14 protein-coding genes are annotated in these 19,420 nt (G+C 73.7%); 8 read left to right on the top strand and 6 right to left on the bottom strand.

The features are described from left to right. The first annotated feature begins 5 nt into the window (after window positions 1–5). From AC07D6_RS05125 to AC07D6_RS05100, 6 genes are all read left to right on the top strand, one after another. Window positions 6–1,226: a metal-dependent hydrolase family protein gene (locus AC07D6_RS05125; RefSeq protein WP_479042080.1), complete on the top strand. Its 1,221-nt coding sequence runs from the start codon at window positions 6–8 to the stop codon at window positions 1,224–1,226. 99 nt (window positions 1,227–1,325) lie between these two features. Beyond that, window positions 1,326–1,892 carry a VanZ family protein gene (locus AC07D6_RS05120; RefSeq protein ID WP_315877916.1) on the top strand — a complete coding sequence of 189 codons (567 nt, stop codon included), beginning with the start codon at window positions 1,326–1,328 and terminating at the stop codon, window positions 1,890–1,892. Window positions 1,893–2,049: 157 nt separating this feature from the next. Further along, complete coding sequence (locus tag AC07D6_RS05115) at window positions 2,050–3,378, top strand: APC family permease (RefSeq protein WP_479042078.1); 1,329 nt, start codon at window positions 2,050–2,052, stop codon at window positions 3,376–3,378. 427 nt (window positions 3,379–3,805) lie between these two features. Next, complete coding sequence (locus tag AC07D6_RS05110) at window positions 3,806–4,690, top strand: LLM class flavin-dependent oxidoreductase (RefSeq protein WP_479042076.1); 885 nt, start codon at window positions 3,806–3,808, stop codon at window positions 4,688–4,690. Window positions 4,691–4,795: 105 nt separating this feature from the next. Further along, a complete protein-coding gene (locus AC07D6_RS05105) occupies window positions 4,796–5,788 on the top strand; it encodes a phosphotransferase family protein (RefSeq protein WP_479042075.1) in 993 nt (330 codons plus the stop codon). A 333-nt stretch (window positions 5,789–6,121) separates the two neighbouring features. After that, on the top strand, window positions 6,122–9,127 hold the full coding sequence (locus tag AC07D6_RS05100; protein WP_479042073.1) for a carbohydrate binding domain-containing protein: 3,006 nt from the start codon (window positions 6,122–6,124) through the stop codon (window positions 9,125–9,127). Between the two features lie 147 nt (window positions 9,128–9,274). Here AC07D6_RS05100 and AC07D6_RS05095 read toward each other — a convergent pair whose 3' ends face one another. The 5 genes from AC07D6_RS05095 to AC07D6_RS05075 all read right to left on the bottom strand — a co-directional run bounded on the left by AC07D6_RS05095 (window position 9,275) and on the right by AC07D6_RS05075 (window position 14,891). Next, window positions 9,275–9,550, bottom strand: coding sequence for a hypothetical protein (locus tag AC07D6_RS05095; RefSeq protein ID WP_315877921.1), 276 nt, complete (start codon window positions 9,548–9,550; stop codon window positions 9,275–9,277). 68 nt (window positions 9,551–9,618) lie between these two features. After that, window positions 9,619–10,500, bottom strand: a complete 882-nt coding sequence (locus AC07D6_RS05090) for an ABC transporter ATP-binding protein (protein ID WP_315877922.1) — start codon at window positions 10,498–10,500, stop codon at window positions 9,619–9,621. After that, entirely contained in the window at window positions 10,497–12,347 is a 1,851-nt protein-coding gene (locus tag AC07D6_RS05085; RefSeq protein ID WP_479042071.1) for a dipeptide/oligopeptide/nickel ABC transporter permease/ATP-binding protein, read from the bottom strand. Before AC07D6_RS05085 ends, AC07D6_RS05090 begins: the two co-directional genes overlap by 4 nt. Further along, the gene (locus AC07D6_RS05080; protein WP_479042069.1) at window positions 12,344–13,285 is read right to left on the bottom strand and encodes an ABC transporter permease; all 942 of its coding nucleotides are present in this window, start codon (window positions 13,283–13,285) and stop codon (window positions 12,344–12,346) included. The genes AC07D6_RS05085 and AC07D6_RS05080 overlap by 4 nt, the downstream gene beginning before the upstream one ends. 76 nt (window positions 13,286–13,361) lie before the next feature. After that, window positions 13,362–14,891 (bottom strand): ABC transporter substrate-binding protein, encoded by a 1,530-nt coding sequence (locus tag AC07D6_RS05075; protein ID WP_315877925.1) that lies wholly within the window; start codon window positions 14,889–14,891, stop codon window positions 13,362–13,364. Window positions 14,892–15,160: 269 nt separating this feature from the next. Here AC07D6_RS05075 and AC07D6_RS05070 point away from each other — a divergent pair, with 269 nt between their 5' ends. Further along, the gene (locus tag AC07D6_RS05070) at window positions 15,161–15,820 is read left to right on the top strand and encodes a TetR/AcrR family transcriptional regulator (RefSeq protein ID WP_479042067.1); all 660 of its coding nucleotides are present in this window, start codon (window positions 15,161–15,163) and stop codon (window positions 15,818–15,820) included. On the opposite strand, the gene AC07D6_RS05065 is transcribed toward AC07D6_RS05070, so the two are convergent. Next, a complete protein-coding gene (locus tag AC07D6_RS05065; RefSeq protein WP_315877927.1) occupies window positions 15,810–16,784 on the bottom strand; it encodes an SGNH/GDSL hydrolase family protein in 975 nt (324 codons plus the stop codon). The two genes, AC07D6_RS05070 and AC07D6_RS05065, sit on opposite strands and share 11 nt — an antisense overlap. Window positions 16,785–17,128: 344 nt before the next feature. Here AC07D6_RS05065 and AC07D6_RS05060 point away from each other — a divergent pair, with 344 nt between their 5' ends. Continuing rightward, entirely contained in the window at window positions 17,129–19,420 is a 2,292-nt protein-coding gene (locus tag AC07D6_RS05060) for a glycoside hydrolase family 3 C-terminal domain-containing protein (RefSeq protein ID WP_479042065.1), read from the top strand.

The raw sequence follows: 19,420 nt of genomic DNA, 5'->3' as shown, positions 1-19,420 counted from the left end.
TTTCCATGAGCGAGCATCCGCACCGAGACGTCCTGTTGCGACCGGACCGGGTCTGGGACGCGGTCGGCGACGCTCCCGTGGCCGGCCCGCGCGTCCTCGTACGGGACGGGCGCGTCGCCGAGATCGGCGACCGCGTCCCCCCGCCGGCCGGCGCCCTCACCGTGGACCTCCCCAGCTGCACCCTCACGCCCGGCTTCATCGACTGCCACGTCCACCTGCTGGACGAGGCGGCGGAGACCGCGCCGGTCGGCTACCAGGTCCTCACCGCCGTGCCCGCGCTCCGCGCCCTGCTCACGGGCGGGTTCACCACCGTGCGGGACCTCGGCGGGGCGCACCTGCCGCTGAACGTGTCGCTGGCGCGGGCCGTGGAGGACGGGCTGGTCGAGGGGCCGCGCGTGCTCGCGGCGCCCAACATCCTGTCGCCCCGCTCGGGCCACGGCGACAAGCGACCCGACCTCAGTCAGCGCTACGGCGTCCAGATCGGCACCGTCGCCGACGGTCCGGAGGAGATCCGGCGCGCGGTGCGGGAGCAGGCGCGGGCCGGGGCGGACTGGATCAAGTTCGCGGGCAGCGGCGGCTTCTCCTCACCGGCCGACGCCCCGTCGAGCACGGCCTACTCGCAAGCCGAGGTGACCACCCTGGTGGCGACCGCCCGGGACCTCGGCCTGCCGTGCGCCACCCACGCCTTCAACGACGAGGCCGTCACCCGGGCGGTGAACGCGGGGGTCCGGAGCGTCGAGCACGCCTGCCTGGCGACCGACGCCGCGTACGAACTGATGGAACGGGAGGGGGTCCACCTCGTTCCCACCCAGTACGTGCAGACGTACTTCCTGGACCGGCTGGACGACGACGGCTTCTGGAGCGGCTCGCCGGCCATGCGCGCCCGGTACCGCGCGTACGCCCCCGCGCTCCGCGCCGGGTTGCGGCGGCCGGCCCGCTCCGGGGTCGCGGTGGCCTTCGGCACCGACGCCGGCATGTTCCCCCACGCCGACAACTGGCGCGAGTTCCCCACCCTGCTGGCCCACGGGTTCACCGCCCTGCGGGCGCTGCGCGCCGCCACCACCGTCGCCGCCGACCTCCTGGGGCGGCCCGACCTCGGCCGGATCGCCCCCGGGGCGACCGCCGATCTGATCGCCCTCCACGGCGATCCGTTCCAGGACATCACCGCCACCGGGCGCGTCCGGTTCGTGATGAAGGACGGCGTCGTCCGCCACCGGGAGGTCTGACCCCCGGCACTCGCCGGCGCCGGCCCGGCGGGGCGTGTGCGGCCCCGTACCGGGGGTAGCCGAAGGCCCTGGAGGCAGAGCCCGGAGAGGGGGCCGGTGATGGCGTGGAGGGTCCGGCGGGACACGGCCGAGCAGGTGGGGCAAGAGGCGGCCCCCGACCCCGGAGCGGGGCCCGCCGGTCCCACGTGGCCGCGGGGCGCCCGCGTCGCGGCCATGCTGGTGGCCTTCGTGTTCATGGTGGGGTTCGCGGTGGTGCTGGCCCGGTTGACGCTGGAACCGTCCCTCGCCTCCGAGCGGCTGACGCACAGCAACCTGCGCCCCGGCGATTCCATCCGCCAGTACCTCGCACAGCCCGCCTTCCGTGACACGGTCAAGCAACTCGGCGGGAACATCGCGCTGGGCGTGCCGTTCGGGCTGCTGCTGCCCGTGCTGGCGCCGCGTGCGCGCGGCCTGCTGCGGGTGGTGGCGGCGACCGCCGTCGTGATGACGCTGGTGGAGCTGGTACAGGGCGCGCTGATCACCGGGCGGGCCTTCGACGTCGACGACGTGATCCTCAACAGCACCGGGGCGCTGCTGGGGTACCTGCTGCTCGGCCGGAGGCTGGGCCGCGCCGTCCACCCCCGGCGCCGGCACTGGTGGCACCGGTTCACCCGGCGCGCCGCCTGACGGGCGGTGCCTCCCGGCCGCCGCGCCGCACGCCGCGCTCCGGCACCGGCCCGGGTACGGGTTCCCTCCGGCACCGCCGCGCCCGCCCACCGCCAAAGGGGCGGGAGTGCCCGCCCGACGCGCGTGTCACCGCCCTGAGCAGGGAAAGCGGAGCGTCATGCCGACCGAAAACGATCAACCCCTCAAGCGGGCCCTGACCACGCGCCTGCTCTACTTCTTCATCCTCGGTGACGTCCTGGGCGCGGGCGTGTACGTCCTCATCGGCCAGATCGCCGCCGACTCGGGCGGGGCCGTGTGGGTGCCGCTGACCGTCGCGCTCGTCCTGGCGCTGCTCACGGCGGCCTCGTACGCCGAGCTCGCGACGAAGTACCCGCGCTCCGGCGGGGCCGCGCACTACGTGACCCGCGCCTACGGGCCGTTCGCCGGGTTCCTCGCCGGGTTCTGCATGCTCGCCGCCGGGATCGTGTCGGTGGCCGCGCTCGCCCGGGGCTTCGCGGGCGACTACCTGGCGGTGTTCGTCCCGGTTCCCGTCGGTCCGGTGGCCGTGCTGTTCCTGGTGGCGCTGGCCCTGCTCAACGCCCGGGGCATCCGCGAGTCGACCCGCGCGAACGTCGTCGCCACCGTCATCGAGGTCGGCGGCCTGGCGGTCATCGTCGTGCTCGGGGCCTGGCTCCTGGTGCGGGGCGAGGGGGACCCCGGCCGGCTCGTCCAGTTGGGGACGGCGGACCGGGGCGCCGCGGCGGCCGTCCTGAGCGGCGCGGTGCTGGCGTACTACTCGTTCGTCGGCTTCGAGACCTCCGTGAACGTCGCCGAGGAGACCCAGGACCCCCGGCGCTCCTACCCGCGCGCCCTGTTCGCCGCGCTCGTCACGGCCGGTGCGGCGTACGTCCTGGTGGGTGTCGCCGCGTCCGCCGCCGTCCCGACGGACACGCTCGCCGGGTCCAGCGGGCCCCTCCTCGAAGTGGTCAGGGCCGCGGGCGGGGTGCCGGAGTGGCTGTTCAGCGCCATCGCGCTCGTGGCCGTCGCCAACGGCGCGCTGCTCACCGGGATCATGTCCTCGCGCCTGACGTACGGCATGGCCCGCGACGGCCTGCTGCCCGGCGTCCTCACCAGGGTGCTGCCCGGGCGCCGCACCCCCTGGGTCGCGATCGCGGCGACGACCGGCCTGTCGGCGCTGCTGGCCCTCACCGGCAGCGTCGCCACGCTCGCCTCCACGCTGGTCCTGCTGCTCCTCGTGGTCTTCTTCGCGGTCAACACCGCGGTCCTCGCGCTGCGCCGCGACCCGGGCGGATCGGACCACTTCCGGGTCCCGACCGTGCTGCCCGTGCTCGGCGCCGCCTCCTGCGTCCTGCTGGCCACCCGGATCGAAGCCGCGGTGTGGCTGCGCGGGCTGGTCGTCCTCGGCACGGGCCTGGTGCTGGGCGCGGTCGTCGCGGCACGGCGCGGCACCGGACGCGCGGCGCGGGACCGGAGCTCGCGCGGGTAACCACCGGGCAGGCCGGGCCGTACGGGACGACGGGGCGCGGGTCCGGGGCGCGCGGGTAGCCGCCGGGTTCCGCCGGTTCGCGCGCACCGGGACGGCACGCCGCCGGCACCGTCCACCGGCTCCCGTACGAAGCGGTCGCCGTCGCGGGGCGGCAAAGGGCCGGCGCCCGGGGCGCGTGGGGCCGGCCCGGGGCGTGGGGTCGGCACGGGGCGTGGGGTCGGCACGGGGCAGGAGGGCGCCGCCGGACGGCGGTGGCGCAGGAGCGCCGGGCCGCGGTCTCCGGGCCCCGACCGCGAGGACCGCCCGACCGCGAGGACCGCCCGACCGTGGGGACCGCCCGGCCGGACGGTCCGGGGAGTCCCGGCGGCGGGCCGCTCCGGCCGAAATCTGCTTGATCCACTTCGGGGCGCCCGACGATACTGCTCCGATGAGCCGAATCGGTGTGATGTTCGACAGGGACCAGCATCCGGAGGAACTGAGGGACTTCGCGCGCGAGGCGGAGAGCCTCGGCGTGGACGACCTCTGGGTCGTCGAGGACCTCGCCTGGGCCGGGGCCGTCTCCTCCGCCGCCCTGGCGCTCACGGCCACCGACCGGCTGCGGGTCGGCATCGGCATCATGCCCGCGCCGCTGCGCAACCCCGCCCTGCTCGCCATGGAACTCGCCACGCTGGCGCGGGTCTTCCCCGGCCGCCTCGTCGCGGGCGTCGGCCACGGCGTCCCGGAGTGGATGGCCCAGGTCGGGGCGGCGACCCCCACCAAGCTGGCGCTGCTCGGGGAGACCGTCACCGCGGTGCGCACGCTGCTGCGCGGCGAGTCCGCGCACGTCGACGGGCGCGCCGTCCGCATCGACGGGGTGCGCCTGGTCCACCCGCCGGCCGAGCCCCCGCCCGTCGTCACCGGCGTCGTACGCCCCCGCTCCCTGGAGCTCTCCGGCCGCTGCGCCGACGGCACGATCATGGCCGAAGGGCAGGGCCCGGACGCCGTCCGTGCCGCCCTCATCCACATCGCGGCGGGCCGCGCGTCCTCGTCCGCCGCCCCCACGACCCACCAGTTGATCGTCTTCACCCACCTCTGCGTCGCGGAGGACGCCCCGGACCGGATCGCCGCGGCGACGGCCCCCGTGCGCGCCGAGTACTCCGACTGGTTGGGGATCCCGCCCGAAGACGTCTTCCTCGCCTCCGGCACCCCTCGGTCCGCCGCCGCCCGCGTCCAGTCCCTGTGGGACGCGGGCGCCGACACGGTGGTGCTCCGCCCGGTCGGCGACGACCCCCTGGAGCAGGTGCGGGCGGCACTGGCGGCGCTGGGTCGCTGACGCGAGCCCGCCGCTCCCCGCCCCTCCCCCGCCGGGCCGCTGGACCCGGCGGGGACGCGCCGCCATGATGGGAGCGCTCCCATCACCGGACCCGAAAGCGTGCCCATGCGCAGCCAGACCAAGCGCCACCTCTCCCCCGACGCGCTCGACGCGCTGCTGCGGGCTTCCACCGGCATCGGGTGCCGCCTGGAAGCGGAGTTGGCCGACGGCTGGTTCAACACCGCCTACCGGGTGGTGCTCGACGACGGCCGTCCCGCCGTCGTCAAACTCGCTCCGCCCGCCGACGCGGCGGTCCTGCGGTACGAGCGCGGCATCATGGCGACCGAGGCCATGGTCTACCGGCGGATCGCGGCCCTCCCGGGAAAGGGCGTGCCGACGCCCGACCTGCTGTACGCGGACGGGGAGTTCCTCGTCCTCTCCCTGCTGGACGGCGTGCCGTGGGACAAGGCCGGCGCCCGTCTGCCGCCCGCCGCGGAGGCGGCCCTGCGCCGCGAGCTGGGAGCGATCGCCGCGCGCCTGCACACCCTGACCCCGGAGGACGGCCGGTTCGGCTACCCGGCCGCCGAGTCCGCGCTGTCCGCCCCCGACTGGCGCACGGCCTTCAGCGCCATGGTGGAGGCGCTCCTGGAGGACGCCGAGCGCTGGCGGTCCCCGCTCGGCCTGTCGCCCGCCGACGTACGGGCGGCGGTGGCCGAGGGCGGTCACGCGCTCGACGAGGTCACCGAACCCCGGCTGGTCCACTTCGACCTGTGGCCGGGCAACGTCTTCGTCGCCCCCGCCGGCGAGGGGGAGCGCCACCTGATCACCGGGCTCATCGACCACGAACGGGCCTTCTGGGGCGATCCCGCCGCCGAACTGGTCTCCCTGTCCTTCGGCGGCGACACCGGCCCGGACAGCGACCTCGCGGCCGGCTACACCGGCGCCGGCGGCTCCCTCGACTTCACCCCCGCCCTCCGCCACCGGCTCGCCCTCTACCACCTCTACCTGGGCCTGCTGCTCGTCGTCGAGTGCGGCCCCCGCGGTTACGGCTCCGACCACCTCGCCTTCTGCCGCGGCCTCCTCGCGGGCGCCTTCGACCGCCTGCGCGCCCTGGGATAGGCGGCCCCCGCCGGGGTCGGTACCGGAAGGGGCGCGCCCGGCGCACCGGCCGCCCCGTCGCGCGCGTCCGGATTCCGGAAGGGGCGGCCCCCCGGGCGGACGATCCGGCACCCCCGGCCCCCTTTCCCGTCCCACCTCTTTACGCCTTCCGCGTGCGCGGGTAACTTCCCGTTCTCGTAAGAGGTTTCAGCAAGTTTCCGTTCGCCCTTCCAGTACGGCTCCCCCCGTACCTGTCCCTGAGGCGCGTCAGGGAAGGCGGCCGGACAGGCGCCGTCACACGCGCCTGGAGCGCCAGCCGCCGCGGCTCGCCGCGGCCCTTCCCCGGAGACCCCCATGAGACGCACCCCCACACGCCTGCCCGGACGGCCCCTGGCCGCCGCGGTGGCCGTCAGCGGCATCCTGGCACTGGTGGCCGCCGTACCCGGTGCCCCCTCCCCCTCCCCCTCGACCGCGCCGGTCGCGGCGGCCGACAGCACGGCCACCGTCTTCTACTACACGAAGACGAAGAACTGGACCCAGTACCACCTGCACTACGCGCCCGACGGCGGCTCCTGGACCACGGTGCCGGGCGTGAGGATGGAGACCGCCTGCACCGACTGGGTGAAGAAGACCGTCGCCCTGGGCACCGCTCAGGGCCTGCGGGCCACCTTCACCAACGGCTCGGGCACCTGGGACAACAACGCGGGCAAGGACTACGCCCTCGGCACAGGCAGCATCACCGTCAAGGACGGCGTGGTCGCCCACTCCGACCCGTGCGCCGGCACCGGCCCGACCCCGACCCCCACCCCCACGCCGGGTGACGGGAACAAGGCCACCGTCTACTACTCCACCCGGACCCTCGGCTGGACCACCGCCAACCTCCACTACCAGCCCGCCGGCGGCTCCTGGACCGCCGTGCCCGGCATCGGCATGCAGGTGGCGTGCACCGGCTGGTGGAAGAAGGAGGTCGACCTCGGCACCGCGACCTCGATGAAGGCCGCGTTCAACAACGGCAACGGCGTCTGGGACAACAACAAGGGCGCCGACTACACCCTGCCCACCGGCCGCACCACCGTCGTGGACAACACCGTCACCCCGAACGCCGGCGACCCCTGTGCCGGCGAGACGCCCGACACGAAGGCGCCGACCGTCCCGGCCGGGGTCGCCGCGAAGGCCGACGGGGTGTCCGTCGTGCTGACCTGGGAGCCGTCCACCGACGACAGGGGCGTCACCAAGTACCAGGTCACCCGGACCGGCGGAACCAGGGGCACCGTCGTGACCGACGTCGGCTCCACCGTCTTCTCCGACGCGAACCTGGAGGAGAAGACCGCCTACGCGTACACCGTCAGGGCCGCGGACGCGGCCGGCAACCTCTCCGCCGCCTCCGCCGCCGCGACGGCGACCACCGGGGAGAAGCCCCCGACCCCGGCGGCCGGCAAGCCGCTGGGCACCGATCCGCGCAAGGACCCGATCTACTTCGTCCTGACCGCCCGGTTCAACGACGGCGACACGGGCAACAACCGCGGCGGGAGCCAACACGCGAAGTCGGGCAACGCCGCCCACAACGACCCGATGTTCCGCGGCGACTTCAAGGGCCTGGTCCAGAAGCTGGACTACATCAAGGGGCTCGGCTTCTCCGCCGTGTGGATCACCCCGGTCGTCCTCAACCGCTCGGACTACGACTACCACGGCTACCACGGCTGGGACTTCTACAAGGTCGACCCCCGCCTGGAGTCCGCCGGCGCCTCCTACCAGGACCTGATCAACGCCGCCCACGCCAAGGGCATGAAGATCTACCAGGACGTCGTCTACAACCACTCCTCCCGTTGGGGCGCCAAGGGCCTGTTCGTCCCCACCGTCCACGGCGTGCGCGACAGCCAGTGGAGCTGGTACTACGACGAGAAGCAGGCCGGCTTCGAGTACGACGGGCTGACCGTCGACCCGAAGACCGGGAAGTCCTACTACAACGGCGACCTGTGGTCCACCGCGGAGCCCGCCGGGAACACCTGCGTCAACTGGGGCAAGCCCACCGGCGCCAAGAGCCCCGAGGGCTACACCATCTACAACTGCCAGTGGCCGAGCCCGACCTCCGGCATGTTCCCGAAGTCGCTGTACCACAACTGTTGGATCGGCAACTGGGAGGGCGAGGACTCCCGCTCCTGCTGGCTCCACGACGACCTCGCCGACTTCAACACCGAGGACCCGCAGGTGCAGAACCACCTGATCGGCGCCTACAACAAGTACATCGACATGGGGGTCGACGGCTTCCGCGTCGACACGGCCGTCCACATCCCGCGCACCACCTGGAACCGCCGCTTCCTGCCCGCCATCCAGGAGCGCGTCACCCAGCGGCACGGCGCCGAGGCCGCGAAGAACTTCTTCGTCTTCGGCGAGGTCGCCGCCTTCGTCAACGACAAGTGGAACCGCGGCTCCGTCAACCACTCCGCGCAGTTCTTCACCTGGAAGGAGCGCAAGGAGTACAGCGCCGACGACGCCAGGGCCGCGCTGGAGATGTACGACCACGAGCAGCAGGCCGGCACGGCGAACCAGCCCACGTCCACCAACGCGTTCCTCGACGGCAACGCGTACCACGCCCCGGACCACAGCAGGTTCTCCGGCATGCACGTCATCGACATGCGCATGCACATGAACTTCGGCGACGCGGTGAACGCCTTCCACAACGGCAAGGACTCCGACGACAGCTACAACGACGCCACGTACAACGTCGTCTACGTCGACAGCCACGACTACGGCCCCAACAAGGGCAGCGAACGCTACGCGGGCGGCACCGACGCCTGGGCCGAGAACATGTCCCTGATGTGGACCTTCCGCGGCATCCCCACCCTCTACTACGGATCGGAGATCGAGTTCCAGGCCGGCAAGAAGATCGACTGCGGGCCCACCTGTCCGCTCGCCACCACGGGCCGCGCCTACTACGGCGACCACGTCGCCGGCGACGTGAAGGCGTCCGACTTCTCCAAGGTCGACTCCGCCACCGGCCAGGTCGCCACCACGCTCCAGAAGCCGCTGGTCAAGCACGTGCAGCGGCTGAACCAGATCCGCCGGGCCGTGCCCGCCCTGCAGACGGGCCAGTACTCGACCCAGGGCATCCAGGGCGAGATGGCGTTCAAGCGGCGCTACACCGCCGGTGGCACCGACAGCTTCGCGCTGGTCACCGTCACCCACGGCGCCACCTACACCGGCATCCCCAACGGCACCTACACCGACGCGGTGACCGGCGACACCCGGGTCGTCACCGGCGGCACGCTCACCGTGGCCGCGCCCGGCAAGGGCAACCTGCGGGTCTACGTCCTCAACGGCCCCGGCAGGATCGGGGCCGCCGGCCCCTACCTGAAGTAGTCCGGCGGGGGTTCGGGAGCACGGGGCCGGCGGCGGACGCCGCCGGCCCCGTCGCACCGCCGGGCCCCGTCGGGCACCGCCGGCCCCGGGGCCACGGCCTCAGTCGCGCCCCGGGAAACGGGCGGCACGAGCGCGCGCCGACCGGGGTCAGGGGGCGTCACCGGACCAGTCCCAGCGGCGCGGGTCGTCGGGGCGCGGGTCGTACAGGGCCCGCCCGCCGGACCCGAACCTCCCGAGCTCGGTCGGGAGCGCGACACCGGTGCCGGTCTCCTGCGGCGACCAGCCGGTGATGTCGAGCAGCAGGCCGTCCAGGGGCCCGCCGACCAGTTCGGCGTAGGCGCGTCCGGGCCGCGGGCCCGGGCGGGGGTCGTCGTGGTCCTGGCCGTAGACCCGGCCGCGCAGCAGTTCCTCGTCCCTGTCCATGCCTTCCAGGTTCCCAGCCGCCACCGACAGCGCGGGCCCGCCCGGGGCCGCGCCGCCGGTGGCGGCCGTCAGCCGCCGGCCGGCCGCTCGTCGGCCGCCGGCGGCCCGACGAGGCGCCGCGCGGCCTCCCTGCGGCGGCGCTGTCGGTCGACGTCCGCCACGGGGGCGGAGAGCAACAGGGCCCGGGTGTAGTCGTGCCGCGGCTCGGTGGTGAGGGCGCGGGCGTCGCCCGTTTCCACGATGTTCCCGTGGTGGATCACCGCCACCCGGTGGCTCATGAACCGCACGACCGACAGGTCGTGCGTGACGAAGAGGTAGGCGACCCCGGTCTCCTCCTGGATCTCCAGGAAGAGGTCGAGGACGGTCCTGCGGGTGGTGAGGTCGAGCGCGGACACCGGTTCGTCGCAGATGACGAGCCGGGGGCGCAGGGCGAGCGCGCGGGCGATCGCCACGCGCTGGCGCTGGCCGCCGGAGAACTCGCGGGGCAGGCGGGCCGCCGCGTCGGCGGGGAGGTGGACGCGGGCGAGCAGGTCGCCGACCCGGTCCCGGGCCTGCTTGGCGCTCATCCCGTGGCCGAGCAGGGGCTCGGCGAGGGTGTCCCCGACGGTGAGGGAGGGGTTCAGCGAGGTGTAGGGGTCCTGGAAGACGACCTGGAGGTCGCGGCCCAGCTCGCGGCGGCGGGCGCGGCCGGCCCGGTCGATGCGTTCCCCGGCGAAGGTGACGGTGCCCGAGTCGACGGGGACGAGCCCGAGGACCGCGCGGCCGATGGTGGTCTTGCCCGAGCCGGACTCGCCGACCAGGCCGAGGGTCTCACCCGGCCGGATGTCGAGCGAGACGCCCTTGAGGACCTCGGCGCGCGGGGCGCGCCGGCCCTTGCCGGGGAAGGAGACCCGCAGGTCCCGGACGCTGAGCAGGGCGTCCTCGGCGACGGTGGCTTCGGTGGGGGTCATGCGGTGGTGCTCCTCGCCTCTCGCGGCTGCCAGGGGGCCCGGGTCGGGGCTTCGTCCAGGACGGCGCCGAGCAGGGCCCGGGTGTAGGCGTCCCGGGGGGCGTGGAGGACCTGCTCGGTGGTGCCGGTCTCCACGATCCTGCCGGTGTTCATGACGGCGACGCGGTCGCAGAGGTCCGCCACGACACCGAGGTCGTGGGTGACCAGGAGCACGCCGAGGCCGCGGTCCTTCTGCAGGCGGCGCAACAGGTCGAGCACCTCGGCCTGGACGCGTACGTCGAGCGCGGTGGTGGGCTCGTCGGCGATGAGGAGTTCGGGGTCGCAGGACATGGCGCCGGCGATGAGGACGCGTTGGGCCATGCCTCCCGATATCTCGTGGGGGTACAGGCGCAGGGTGCGCTCGGGGTGGGGGATCTCCACCAGGCGCAGCAGGTCGACGGCGCGGCGGGCGGCCTCCCTCCGGGAGATGCCGAGGGTGTGGCGCATGGGTTCCACGAGCTGGCTGCCGATGGTGAAGGAGGGGTCGAGGTTGCTCATGGGTTCCTGCGGGACGTAGGCCACGGTGCCGCCGCGAAGAGCGCGACGAGCGCGTTCGGGCAGGCCGACGACCTCCTGTCCCTTGATGGTGACGCTGCCGCCGCTGACCCGCCCGCCGTCGGGGAGGATGCCGAGCACGGCGAAGGCGGACTGGGTCTTCCCGGAGCCGGACTCGCCGACGAGCCCCACGATCTCACCGGCCCGCACGTCGATGTCGACGCCGTGCACGACCTCCTTGTCGGTGCCGTCCGGCTGGGCGTAGGCGACGGTGAGGCCGCGCACCGAGAGCAGCGCGGAGCGGTCCGCCGCGGCATCCCCGGCGGCGGGGGCCGCGACGGCGGGGGCCGCGGCGGTCGTGCGGCGCCGGCTCCGGCGGGTCCCGGCCGCTTCCCCGGTGCGGTCCTCCAGCCCGTCGCGCAGGGCTCCGGCGAGCAGGACGAGGGCGCCGTTGGTCAGGCCGAGGGCGAGGCCCGGCCACAACAGCAGCAGCGGCGCCCGCTGGATGTTCTGGAACGCCTCGTTGAGCATCGCACCCCACGTCGGGGCCGATCCGCCGCCGACGCCGAGGAACTCCAGGCCGGCCTGGAGCGCGATGGCGACGCCGGCGACGAGTGCCACCTGGATGATGACGGGACCGCGCACCACCGTCAGGACGTGCCGGGCGACGATGCGGAGGTCGGACAGTCCGGACACCTTCGCGGCGTCGACGTAGAGCTCCGCGCGGACGCCCGCGACGATGCCGCGGACGAGGCGGAAGAAGCTCGGGGCCGCGAGGACACCGAGCACGATCATCAGGGCCCAGACGTCGGGGCCGAGGATGGCGCGCGAGGCGAGGAGCACGACCATGGCGGGCAGCGCCATGACGAGGTTCACGGCCCAGTTGGCGACCGAGTCGAACCAGCCGCCGCGGTAGCCCGCGTACAGACCGGAGGGCACCCCGAGGGCGAGGGCGATCCCGAGGGCTATGAGCGCCCCGCCCAGGGTGTTGCGGCCCCCGTGGAGGATGCGGGAGAGGATGTCGCGGCCCGCGGAGTCCATTCCCATCGGGTGCGCGCCGCTGGGGGCGGCGAAGGCGTCGCCGAGCGAGGAGGCGTCGGGGGCCTGCGGCGCGAGCAGCGGGGCCAGGGCGACGGCGACGAGCAGGAGCAGCAGGACGCCGGCGGAGAGCACCCCGAGGGGGTTGCGCAGGAGCCGTCGGAGGAGGGTGCCGCGGCGGGCGGGCGGCGCCTGGGCGCCGGGGTCGTGGAGCGGTGCGCCGGAGGGCTCCGGGCGGGTCGCGGTGGGAGCGTCGGCCGGGAGGTTCTCGCTCATGCGACTCTCGCCTTCGGGTTGAGCCAGCCGATCATGATGTCGACCAGAAGGTTGATCAGTACGACGCCGATCACGGTGAGCATGACGAGCGCCATGATCACGGGGATGTCGCCGCGGGTGGTGTAGGTGACGGTCATGCTGCCGATGCCGGGGAGGCCGAAGATCTGCTCCACGATCACGGCACCGCCGAGCAGGCCCACGAACTGCATGCCGAGGACCGACAGGGCGGGCGCCGACGCGTTGCGCAGGACGTGCCGGAACACGATCCGGGACGGGGGGAGGCCGCGGGCGCGCAGGGTGCGGACGTAGTCCTGCCGCAGTACGTCGATCACCGCGCCGCGCACCTGCTGGGAGACCCCGGCCACGGACGCCACCGACAGGGACAGGACGGGCAGGGTGATGGTGGACAGCCAGCCGCCGGGCGACTCGGTGAGCGCGACGTACCCGATGGCGGGGAACCAGTTCAGGTGGACCGCGAAGACCAGCACCATGACCAGCGTCACGAGGAAGCCGGGGAGCGCGTAGCCCACGACGCCGAGGACCTGGACGAAGCGGTCGACCGCGCCGCGCCGGACCCCCGCCCAGACGCCGAGCAGGAACGACACGGCGGCGGTGACGAGGGTGACGCCCAGCATCAGGCTCGCGGTGACCGGCAGTCGGCCCGCCACGGCCTGGGTGACGTCCTCGCTGGTGAACCAGGAGGTGCCGAGGTCGCCGCGCACGGCGTGGGCGAGCCAGTCGGCGTACTGCTCCAGGACCGGCCGGTCCAGCCCGAGGGAGGCGTTCTTGGCGTCGACGGCCGCCTGGTCGGCGCCCTGGCCCAGGAGTTGCCTGCCGACGTCCGTGCCGGGGATCGACAGCAGCAGGTACGAGAGGAAGGAGATGACGACCAGGAGCAGGGCTCCCGCCGCGATCCTGCGGGCGATGAAGTTCAGCATGGCACTCGGTATCCGTGACCGGCCGCCGGGGGGAGAACCGCGCGGGCTTCCGCGCGCTCCTCCCCCCGGCGTGGCCTCACTTGACGGGGGCGTAGTTGTAGATCGACGGGACGGCCATGCCGGACTGCGGGGTGATCTTCACCGTGCCGTCCGAGACGTGCAGGTACGTCATCCGGTAGAAGGGCACGAACCAGCCCTCCTTCACGAGGTGGGCGTTGAGCTCGCGCGCGGCCTGCTCCGCCTGTGCGTCGGTACCGGTCTGGATCGCGGGGACCAGCTTCTGCGTGGTGGCGTCCGCGGTGCCGAACATGTTGAAGGAGCCGGGCGTGACCAGCTCGTCGACGACCACCCAGTCGGAGGTGGACTGGCCCATGTTCATGACCATGCCCGAGTAGGCGCGGTCGGCGAACACCTTCCGGATCGCCGAGCCTCCGTCCAGCTCGTCCCAGACGAGGGTGACGCCGACGGCCTTGAAGTCGGTGGCGAGCGACGCGGCGAGGGCGTCGTTGACGATCGCGGCGATGCGGGGCAGCTTCAGCGTGAAGCCCTTGCCGTAGCCCGCCTCCGCGAGGAGCTTCTTGGCCTTGGCCGGGTCGTGGGAGTAGTACGTGTCCAGCTTCTCGTCGTACCCCCGGGTGCCGGGCCCGAAGACCTGGGAGGTGACCTCGCCCCGGTTCTGGCGGATGGCGCCGAGCATGGTCTCGCGGTCGATCGCGAGGTTCAGCGCCTGGCGGACGCGGGGGTCCTTCAGGGCCGGCGTCAGCTTCCCGCCGCGGTCGAAGAGCAGCAGCCCCTGGAAGTCGAACTCCTGCTTCGTCGTCTTCATCCTGGGGTCGGACTCGATGCTGACCTGCTGGTCGGCGGTCTGGAGGAGGGCCGCGTTCACCTGACCGGTCTTGAGGCCGTTGACGATCGCGGTCTCGTTGTCGAAGTAGCTGATCGTGAGGTTCTCGTACGGGAGCCGTTCGCCCCAGTAGTCGGCGTTGCGCGCGTAGACCCACTTGGTGCCGACCGTCGTCTTCTCCTTGACGAGGCGGTAGGGGCCGGTGCCGTCGGGGGTCGTCTTGAGGCTGTCGGCCTGCCCGAACTTCGCCGGGTTCGCCATCAGGCCGGCCGCGTCGCTCAGGTAGAAGAGCATCGCGGGGTTGGCCTGCGCGAGCTTCAGCGTCACGTGGGAGGGGTCGACGACCCGGACCTCCTGGAGGTCCTTCAGCCACTTCGCGTTGGCGCCGCCGCCCTTCTTGAAGCGCTCCATGTTCGCCTTGACCGCGGCCGCGTCGAAGGCGGTGCCGTCGGCGAACTTCACGTCCTCGCGCAGGGTGAGGCCGAGCTCGGTGCGGTCGCCGTTGTACTTCCACTCGGTGGCGAGCATCGGGCTGAAGTCGCCGTTCGGCTCGCGCTTGACGAGGGTGTCGTACGTGGCCTGGAAGAACGGCAGGGCGCTGCCGACCGCGACGGCCGGGTCGAAGCTCTGGGGGAGGGTCAGGGTCGCCACGTTCAGCGTCGAGGAGCCGGTGCTCTTGGCGCCCGGGTCGGCGCATCCCGCGAGGGTGAGGGTCGCGGCCACGCAGGCGGCGACGGCCCCGGTTCGGATGGTTCTGCTCATGAGGTTCGCTCCGTCTGGAGGGCCGGGGAAGGGCCCCCGGGCGAGATTGGCGGTGAGCTTACAACCGGAACCAACCACTTGGTAGGTTTTTCCGGCGGTGGAATTACCAACTGGTAGGTTCCGGTTGGCGGGGAGTCGGGGACGCCCTCACGGCCGTCTCCCGGGCTCCGCGCACCGACGCGGGACAGTGGACGCCGCGCGCGGGCCCGCGCGACCGGACACGCGCCGGGCGGCGTGTGCCGGTCCGCCGACGGCAGGAGGCCATCGAAGTGAGCGAACCGTCCGCGAGCGCCCCGCGCCGCCCGTCGAAGGGCGAGCGCACACGGGCCCGCATCCTCGACTCCGCCACCGAGCTGTTCTCCCGCTCGGGCTTCAACGCGGTGTCGTTGCGCGACATCGCCGCGCACGCGGGGCTGACCCACGCCGGACTGCTGCACCACTTCCCGGGCAAGGAGGCCGTGCTCATCGAGGTGCTGAGCCGCCGCGACAGGATCGACGCCCAGTCGGTCTTCCCCGGCATCGTCCGGCCGGGCACCCCCGAACCCGGCCCGGGGGAACGGTTGCGCCGGCTGGTCGGCCTGGTCGCGCGCAACAGCGGAACCCCGGGCGTCGTCGGGCTCTACGCGAAGCTGTCCGCCGAGGCCACCGATCCCGGGCACCCCGCCCACCACTACTTCAAGGAGCGCTACCGCGTCCTCCGGGAGGAGGTGACCGTACTGGTCGAGGCCCTGCAGGCCGAGGCCGGCGCACCCGCGCGCAGCGCCCCGCAGACCGTGGCCCGGCAGTTGCTGGCGCTGATGGACGGCCTTCAGACGCAGTGGCTGCTGGAACCGGAAGCCGTGGTGATGGAGGAGGTGGTGCGCGACTTCCTGCGCGGCCTCGGGTTCCTCCCCGGGGACGGTGCGGGGGGAGCCGGTGTCAGCGGCTGAGCGACGCGAGCACCGCATCGGCCGCGCTCCGGTGCCCGGCTGCGTTGGGGTGGAACCCGGCCGCCTCCGCCGTGTCCTCCGGCTCGATCCAGCGGACGCCGGCGGGCTTGCACACGTCGTGCCCGATCGACGGCCCGTAGGTGTCGACGTAGGTGGCGCCCTGGAGGCCGGCCTGCTGCGCGAGCATCGCGTTGAGGTGCTTCTCCTTGTCCCGGATCCAGGGGAAGTCGCCCTTGGCGAGCGCGACGGTCTCCCGGCACGCCGTGCCGTCGTCGGGGAAGAGCGCCGGGTAGCCCACCAGGAGCACCTTCGCCTTCGGGGACCGGACGCGGATCTCCTTGAGCACCGCTTCGATCTTCGGTGCCGTGGCGTTGACGCGGGAGCCGATCTCGTCGGTGCCGAAGAGGGTGTAGCTCTGCTTGCAGGGCGAGCCGTACGGCGCCACGTATCCCAGGAGCACGCAGCGAGTGATGACGCCCACCAGGTCGAGGTCGTTGCCGCCGATGCCGAGGGTGACCAGCGTCGTGTCGGGGCGCAGCGCGTCGAGCTGCGGCGGGACCGACTCCTGCGGGTTCGCCATGTGGCTGGTGGCGGCGCCCGAGCAGGTCACGTCGGTGAACGAGGCCGCGCCGACCGTACGGGCCACCAGGGCCGGGTAGTTGTTCGACGAGCGCCCGCAGACCGCGTCGGTCTGCTCGGGGATGCCGGGGCCCGCACTGAAGGAGTCGCCGAGCGCGACGTAGTGCACCTCTTCGGCGGCGCGCGCGGAGGCGTGCCCGGCGGAGCGCTCCGCCACGGGGCTCGCCGCGGCGCCCGCGGCCGTGCCGGCCAGCACGGCGACGGCCGCCGCGGCCGCGACCCCGGCGCGCACCGCACGGCGGGGGGCACCGGTCCCGCCCGGAGGCGCGGTGCGGAGGATCCGCCGTCCGGGGGGCGGGGTGGCGGACTGTCCGGATGGGGGCATGGCCGTTCCTCGTTTCGTGGGCGAGTGGAAAGGAGGCGGCTGCGGGACCCGGTCGCTGTCCCGGAGCGGCGCCGCTCGAGCGCGAAAACCGTAAGTTGATCGGTTTCTGGTCGTCAAGGGATCGCACGGAGGTAAGTCGACCGATGCCATCTCGTAACTACCGGCAGGTAGCCACCCTTGACAGCGAAAACCGATCATCTTACGGTTTTTGGATCGCTCGGCCGTCGGCACGGTCCGCCCGCACCGGCCGGACGCCCTTCACGCCGTCAGGGACGGGCCCGCCGCCCACGGTCGGGCGCCGGTCCGGTCCCGCCCGCCCCACGAGACCCCGATAGGTGCGCCGTATGACCCAGCAGCCCCCACCGCCCCGGCTCTCCCTCGCCGACAGGGCGTCACTGACCAGCGGCGCCGGTGACTTCGTCACCACGGCCATCGCCTCCGCCGGCGTGCCGGCGGTCACCATGTCCGACGGGCCCCACGGGCTGCGGCTGCCCAAGGAGAGCGGCGACGGCGGCCAGGTCGACCTGCACAGCGCCGCCCCCGCCACCTGCTTCCCGCCCGCCGTGGCACTCGGCAGCAGCTGGGACCCGGAACTCGCCCGCCGCGTCGCCGGCGCGATCGCCGCGGAGGCGGCCTCCCACGGCGTCCGCGTCGTGCTCGGACCCGGCATCAACATCAAGCGGTCACCGCTGTGCGGGCGCAACTTCGAGTACTTCTCGGAGGACCCGCTCCTCTCCGCCGAGATGGGCGGGGCGATGGTCCGCGGGTTGCAGGAGGCGGGCGTGGGGGCGGCCCTCAAGCACTACGCCGCCAACAACCAGGAGACCGACCGCATGCGCGTCAGCGCCGACGTCGACGAGCGCCCGCTGCGCGAGATCTACCTGAGGGCCTTCGAGCGCATCGTCCGCCGGGACCGCCCCTGGTCCGTCATGGCCTCCTACAACGGCGTCAACGGCGTCCCTCTCTGCGAGAACACCCGCCTGCTCACGGACGTCCTGCGCTCCGAGTGGGGCTTCGACGGCATCGTCATGTCCGACTGGGGCGCCGTGCGCGACCGGGTCGCCGCGCTGCGCGCCGGACTCGACCTCCAGATGCCGGGCACGGGCGGGCGCACCGACCGCGAGGTCGTCGCCGCCGTGACCGGAGGCGACCTCGACGAGTCGGTGCTCGACGCGGCGGTGGAACGCCTCGTCCGCTTCGCCCGGCGCGCGGCGGACGGCGCGCCCGAGAGGCGCGAGGTACCGGTCGCGGAGCACCACCGGCTCGCCGGGGAGGCCGCGGACCGGTGCGTCGTGCTCCTGAAGAACGACTCGGACCTCCTGCCCCTCGACCCCGCCTCCGGCACCGTCGCGGTCATCGGCGAACTGGCCCGCACCCCGCGCTACCAGGGCGCGGGCAGCTCCCAGGTGACGCCGACCCTCCTCGACACGCCCCTGGACCGCCTGCGGGAGCTCGCCGACGGCGCCCGCGTGGACTTCGCCGCGGGCTACGCGCTCCCGGGCGCCGCGCCGGCGGACGGGGAGGAGCCCCTGGTCGCCGAAGCCGTACGGCTCGCGTCCGCGAGCGACACGGTGGTGCTGTTCCTCGGGCTTCCCGCCCAGGACGAGTCGGAGGGCTTCGACCGCGACCACATCGACCTGCCGCCCGTCCAGCTGCGCCTGCTGGAGCGCGTCCGGGAGGCCAACCCCCGGGTGTGCGTGGTGCTCTCCAACGGCGGCGTGGTGCGCACCGCGCCCTGGCACGAGCGGGTACCCGCCCTGGTGGAGGGCTGGTTGCTCGGCCAGGCCGGCGGCGGCGCGCTCGCCCGGGTGCTGTTCGGGGCGGTCAACCCGTCCGGCAAGCTGGCCGAGACCGTCCCGCTGCGCCTGGAGGACTCGCCCAGCCACCTGTCCTTCCCCGGCGAGGAGGGCCGGGTCCGCTACGGCGAGGGCGTCTTCGTCGGGTACCGCGGTTACGACGCCCGCCGCTGCGAGGTCGCCTTCCCCTTCGGCCACGGACTGTCGTACACCACCTTCGCGTACTCCGGGATGCGCGTGGACCGGCGGGAGGACGGCGCGGCGTTCACCGTGGCGGTCACCGTCACCAACACCGGCGGGCGCGCGGGGCGCGAGGTCGTCCAGGTGTACAGCGGCGGACCGGCCGCCTCCGCGGTCGCCCGGCCGCCGAGGGAGCTGCGCGGCTTCGTCTCCGTGTCCCTCTCCCCCGGTGAGAGCCGGGAGGTGGTGGTGGAGCTGGCGCGCGAGGACCTCGCGTACTACAGCGAACGCGAGGGCCGCTGGCGGGTCGAGGAAGGCGACTACCGCATCGACGTCGGCTCCTCCTCGCGTGACATCCGGCTGTCGGCCGTGCTCACCGTCGCCGGCGACCCCTCGCGCCTCCGCCTGAGCGGGCGCCACACGCTCGCGGAGTGGTTGCGGCACCCCGTGGGCGGGCCGCTGCTGGGGGAGAGGTTCGCCCGGGCCGCGGCGGGCAGGACGGGGCCGAGCGCCATGGACGACCCGGTGATGCGGCGGTTCCTCGCCGGCATGCCGCTCGACGTGATCTCCGAGTTCCCGCAGAGCCCCGTCTCCCCCGAGGACGTGGACGAACTGGCCGCCGCCGTCGCCGCCGCCGACGACGACGGCCGGGGCGAGTGA

This window comes from Streptomyces sp. NPDC045287, assembly GCF_056432325.1.
This window is presented reverse-complemented; position numbering and strand designations above follow the sequence as displayed.

Excerpts from the sequence above, each read along its gene's own strand:
- AC07D6_RS05125 (WP_479042080.1), top strand. The coding sequence starts at position 6 with ATGAGCGAGCATCCGCACCGAGACGTCCTGTTGCGACCGGACCGGGTC.
- AC07D6_RS05120 (WP_315877916.1), top strand. The coding sequence starts at position 1,326 with ATGGCGTGGAGGGTCCGGCGGGACACGGCCGAGCAGGTGGGGCAAGAG.
- AC07D6_RS05115 (WP_479042078.1), top strand. The coding sequence starts at position 2,050 with ATGCCGACCGAAAACGATCAACCCCTCAAGCGGGCCCTGACCACGCGC.
- AC07D6_RS05110 (WP_479042076.1), top strand. The coding sequence starts at position 3,806 with ATGAGCCGAATCGGTGTGATGTTCGACAGGGACCAGCATCCGGAGGAA.
- AC07D6_RS05105 (WP_479042075.1), top strand. The coding sequence starts at position 4,796 with ATGCGCAGCCAGACCAAGCGCCACCTCTCCCCCGACGCGCTCGACGCG.
- AC07D6_RS05100 (WP_479042073.1), top strand. The coding sequence starts at position 6,122 with ATGAGACGCACCCCCACACGCCTGCCCGGACGGCCCCTGGCCGCCGCG.
- AC07D6_RS05095 (WP_315877921.1), bottom strand. The coding sequence starts at position 9,550 with ATGGACAGGGACGAGGAACTGCTGCGCGGCCGGGTCTACGGCCAGGAC.
- AC07D6_RS05090 (WP_315877922.1), bottom strand. The coding sequence starts at position 10,500 with ATGACCCCCACCGAAGCCACCGTCGCCGAGGACGCCCTGCTCAGCGTC.
- AC07D6_RS05085 (WP_479042071.1), bottom strand. The coding sequence starts at position 12,347 with ATGAGCGAGAACCTCCCGGCCGACGCTCCCACCGCGACCCGCCCGGAG.
- AC07D6_RS05080 (WP_479042069.1), bottom strand. The coding sequence starts at position 13,285 with ATGCTGAACTTCATCGCCCGCAGGATCGCGGCGGGAGCCCTGCTCCTG.
- AC07D6_RS05075 (WP_315877925.1), bottom strand. The coding sequence starts at position 14,891 with ATGAGCAGAACCATCCGAACCGGGGCCGTCGCCGCCTGCGTGGCCGCG.
- AC07D6_RS05065 (WP_315877927.1), bottom strand. The coding sequence starts at position 16,784 with ATGCCCCCATCCGGACAGTCCGCCACCCCGCCCCCCGGACGGCGGATC.
- AC07D6_RS05060 (WP_479042065.1), top strand. The coding sequence starts at position 17,129 with ATGACCCAGCAGCCCCCACCGCCCCGGCTCTCCCTCGCCGACAGGGCG.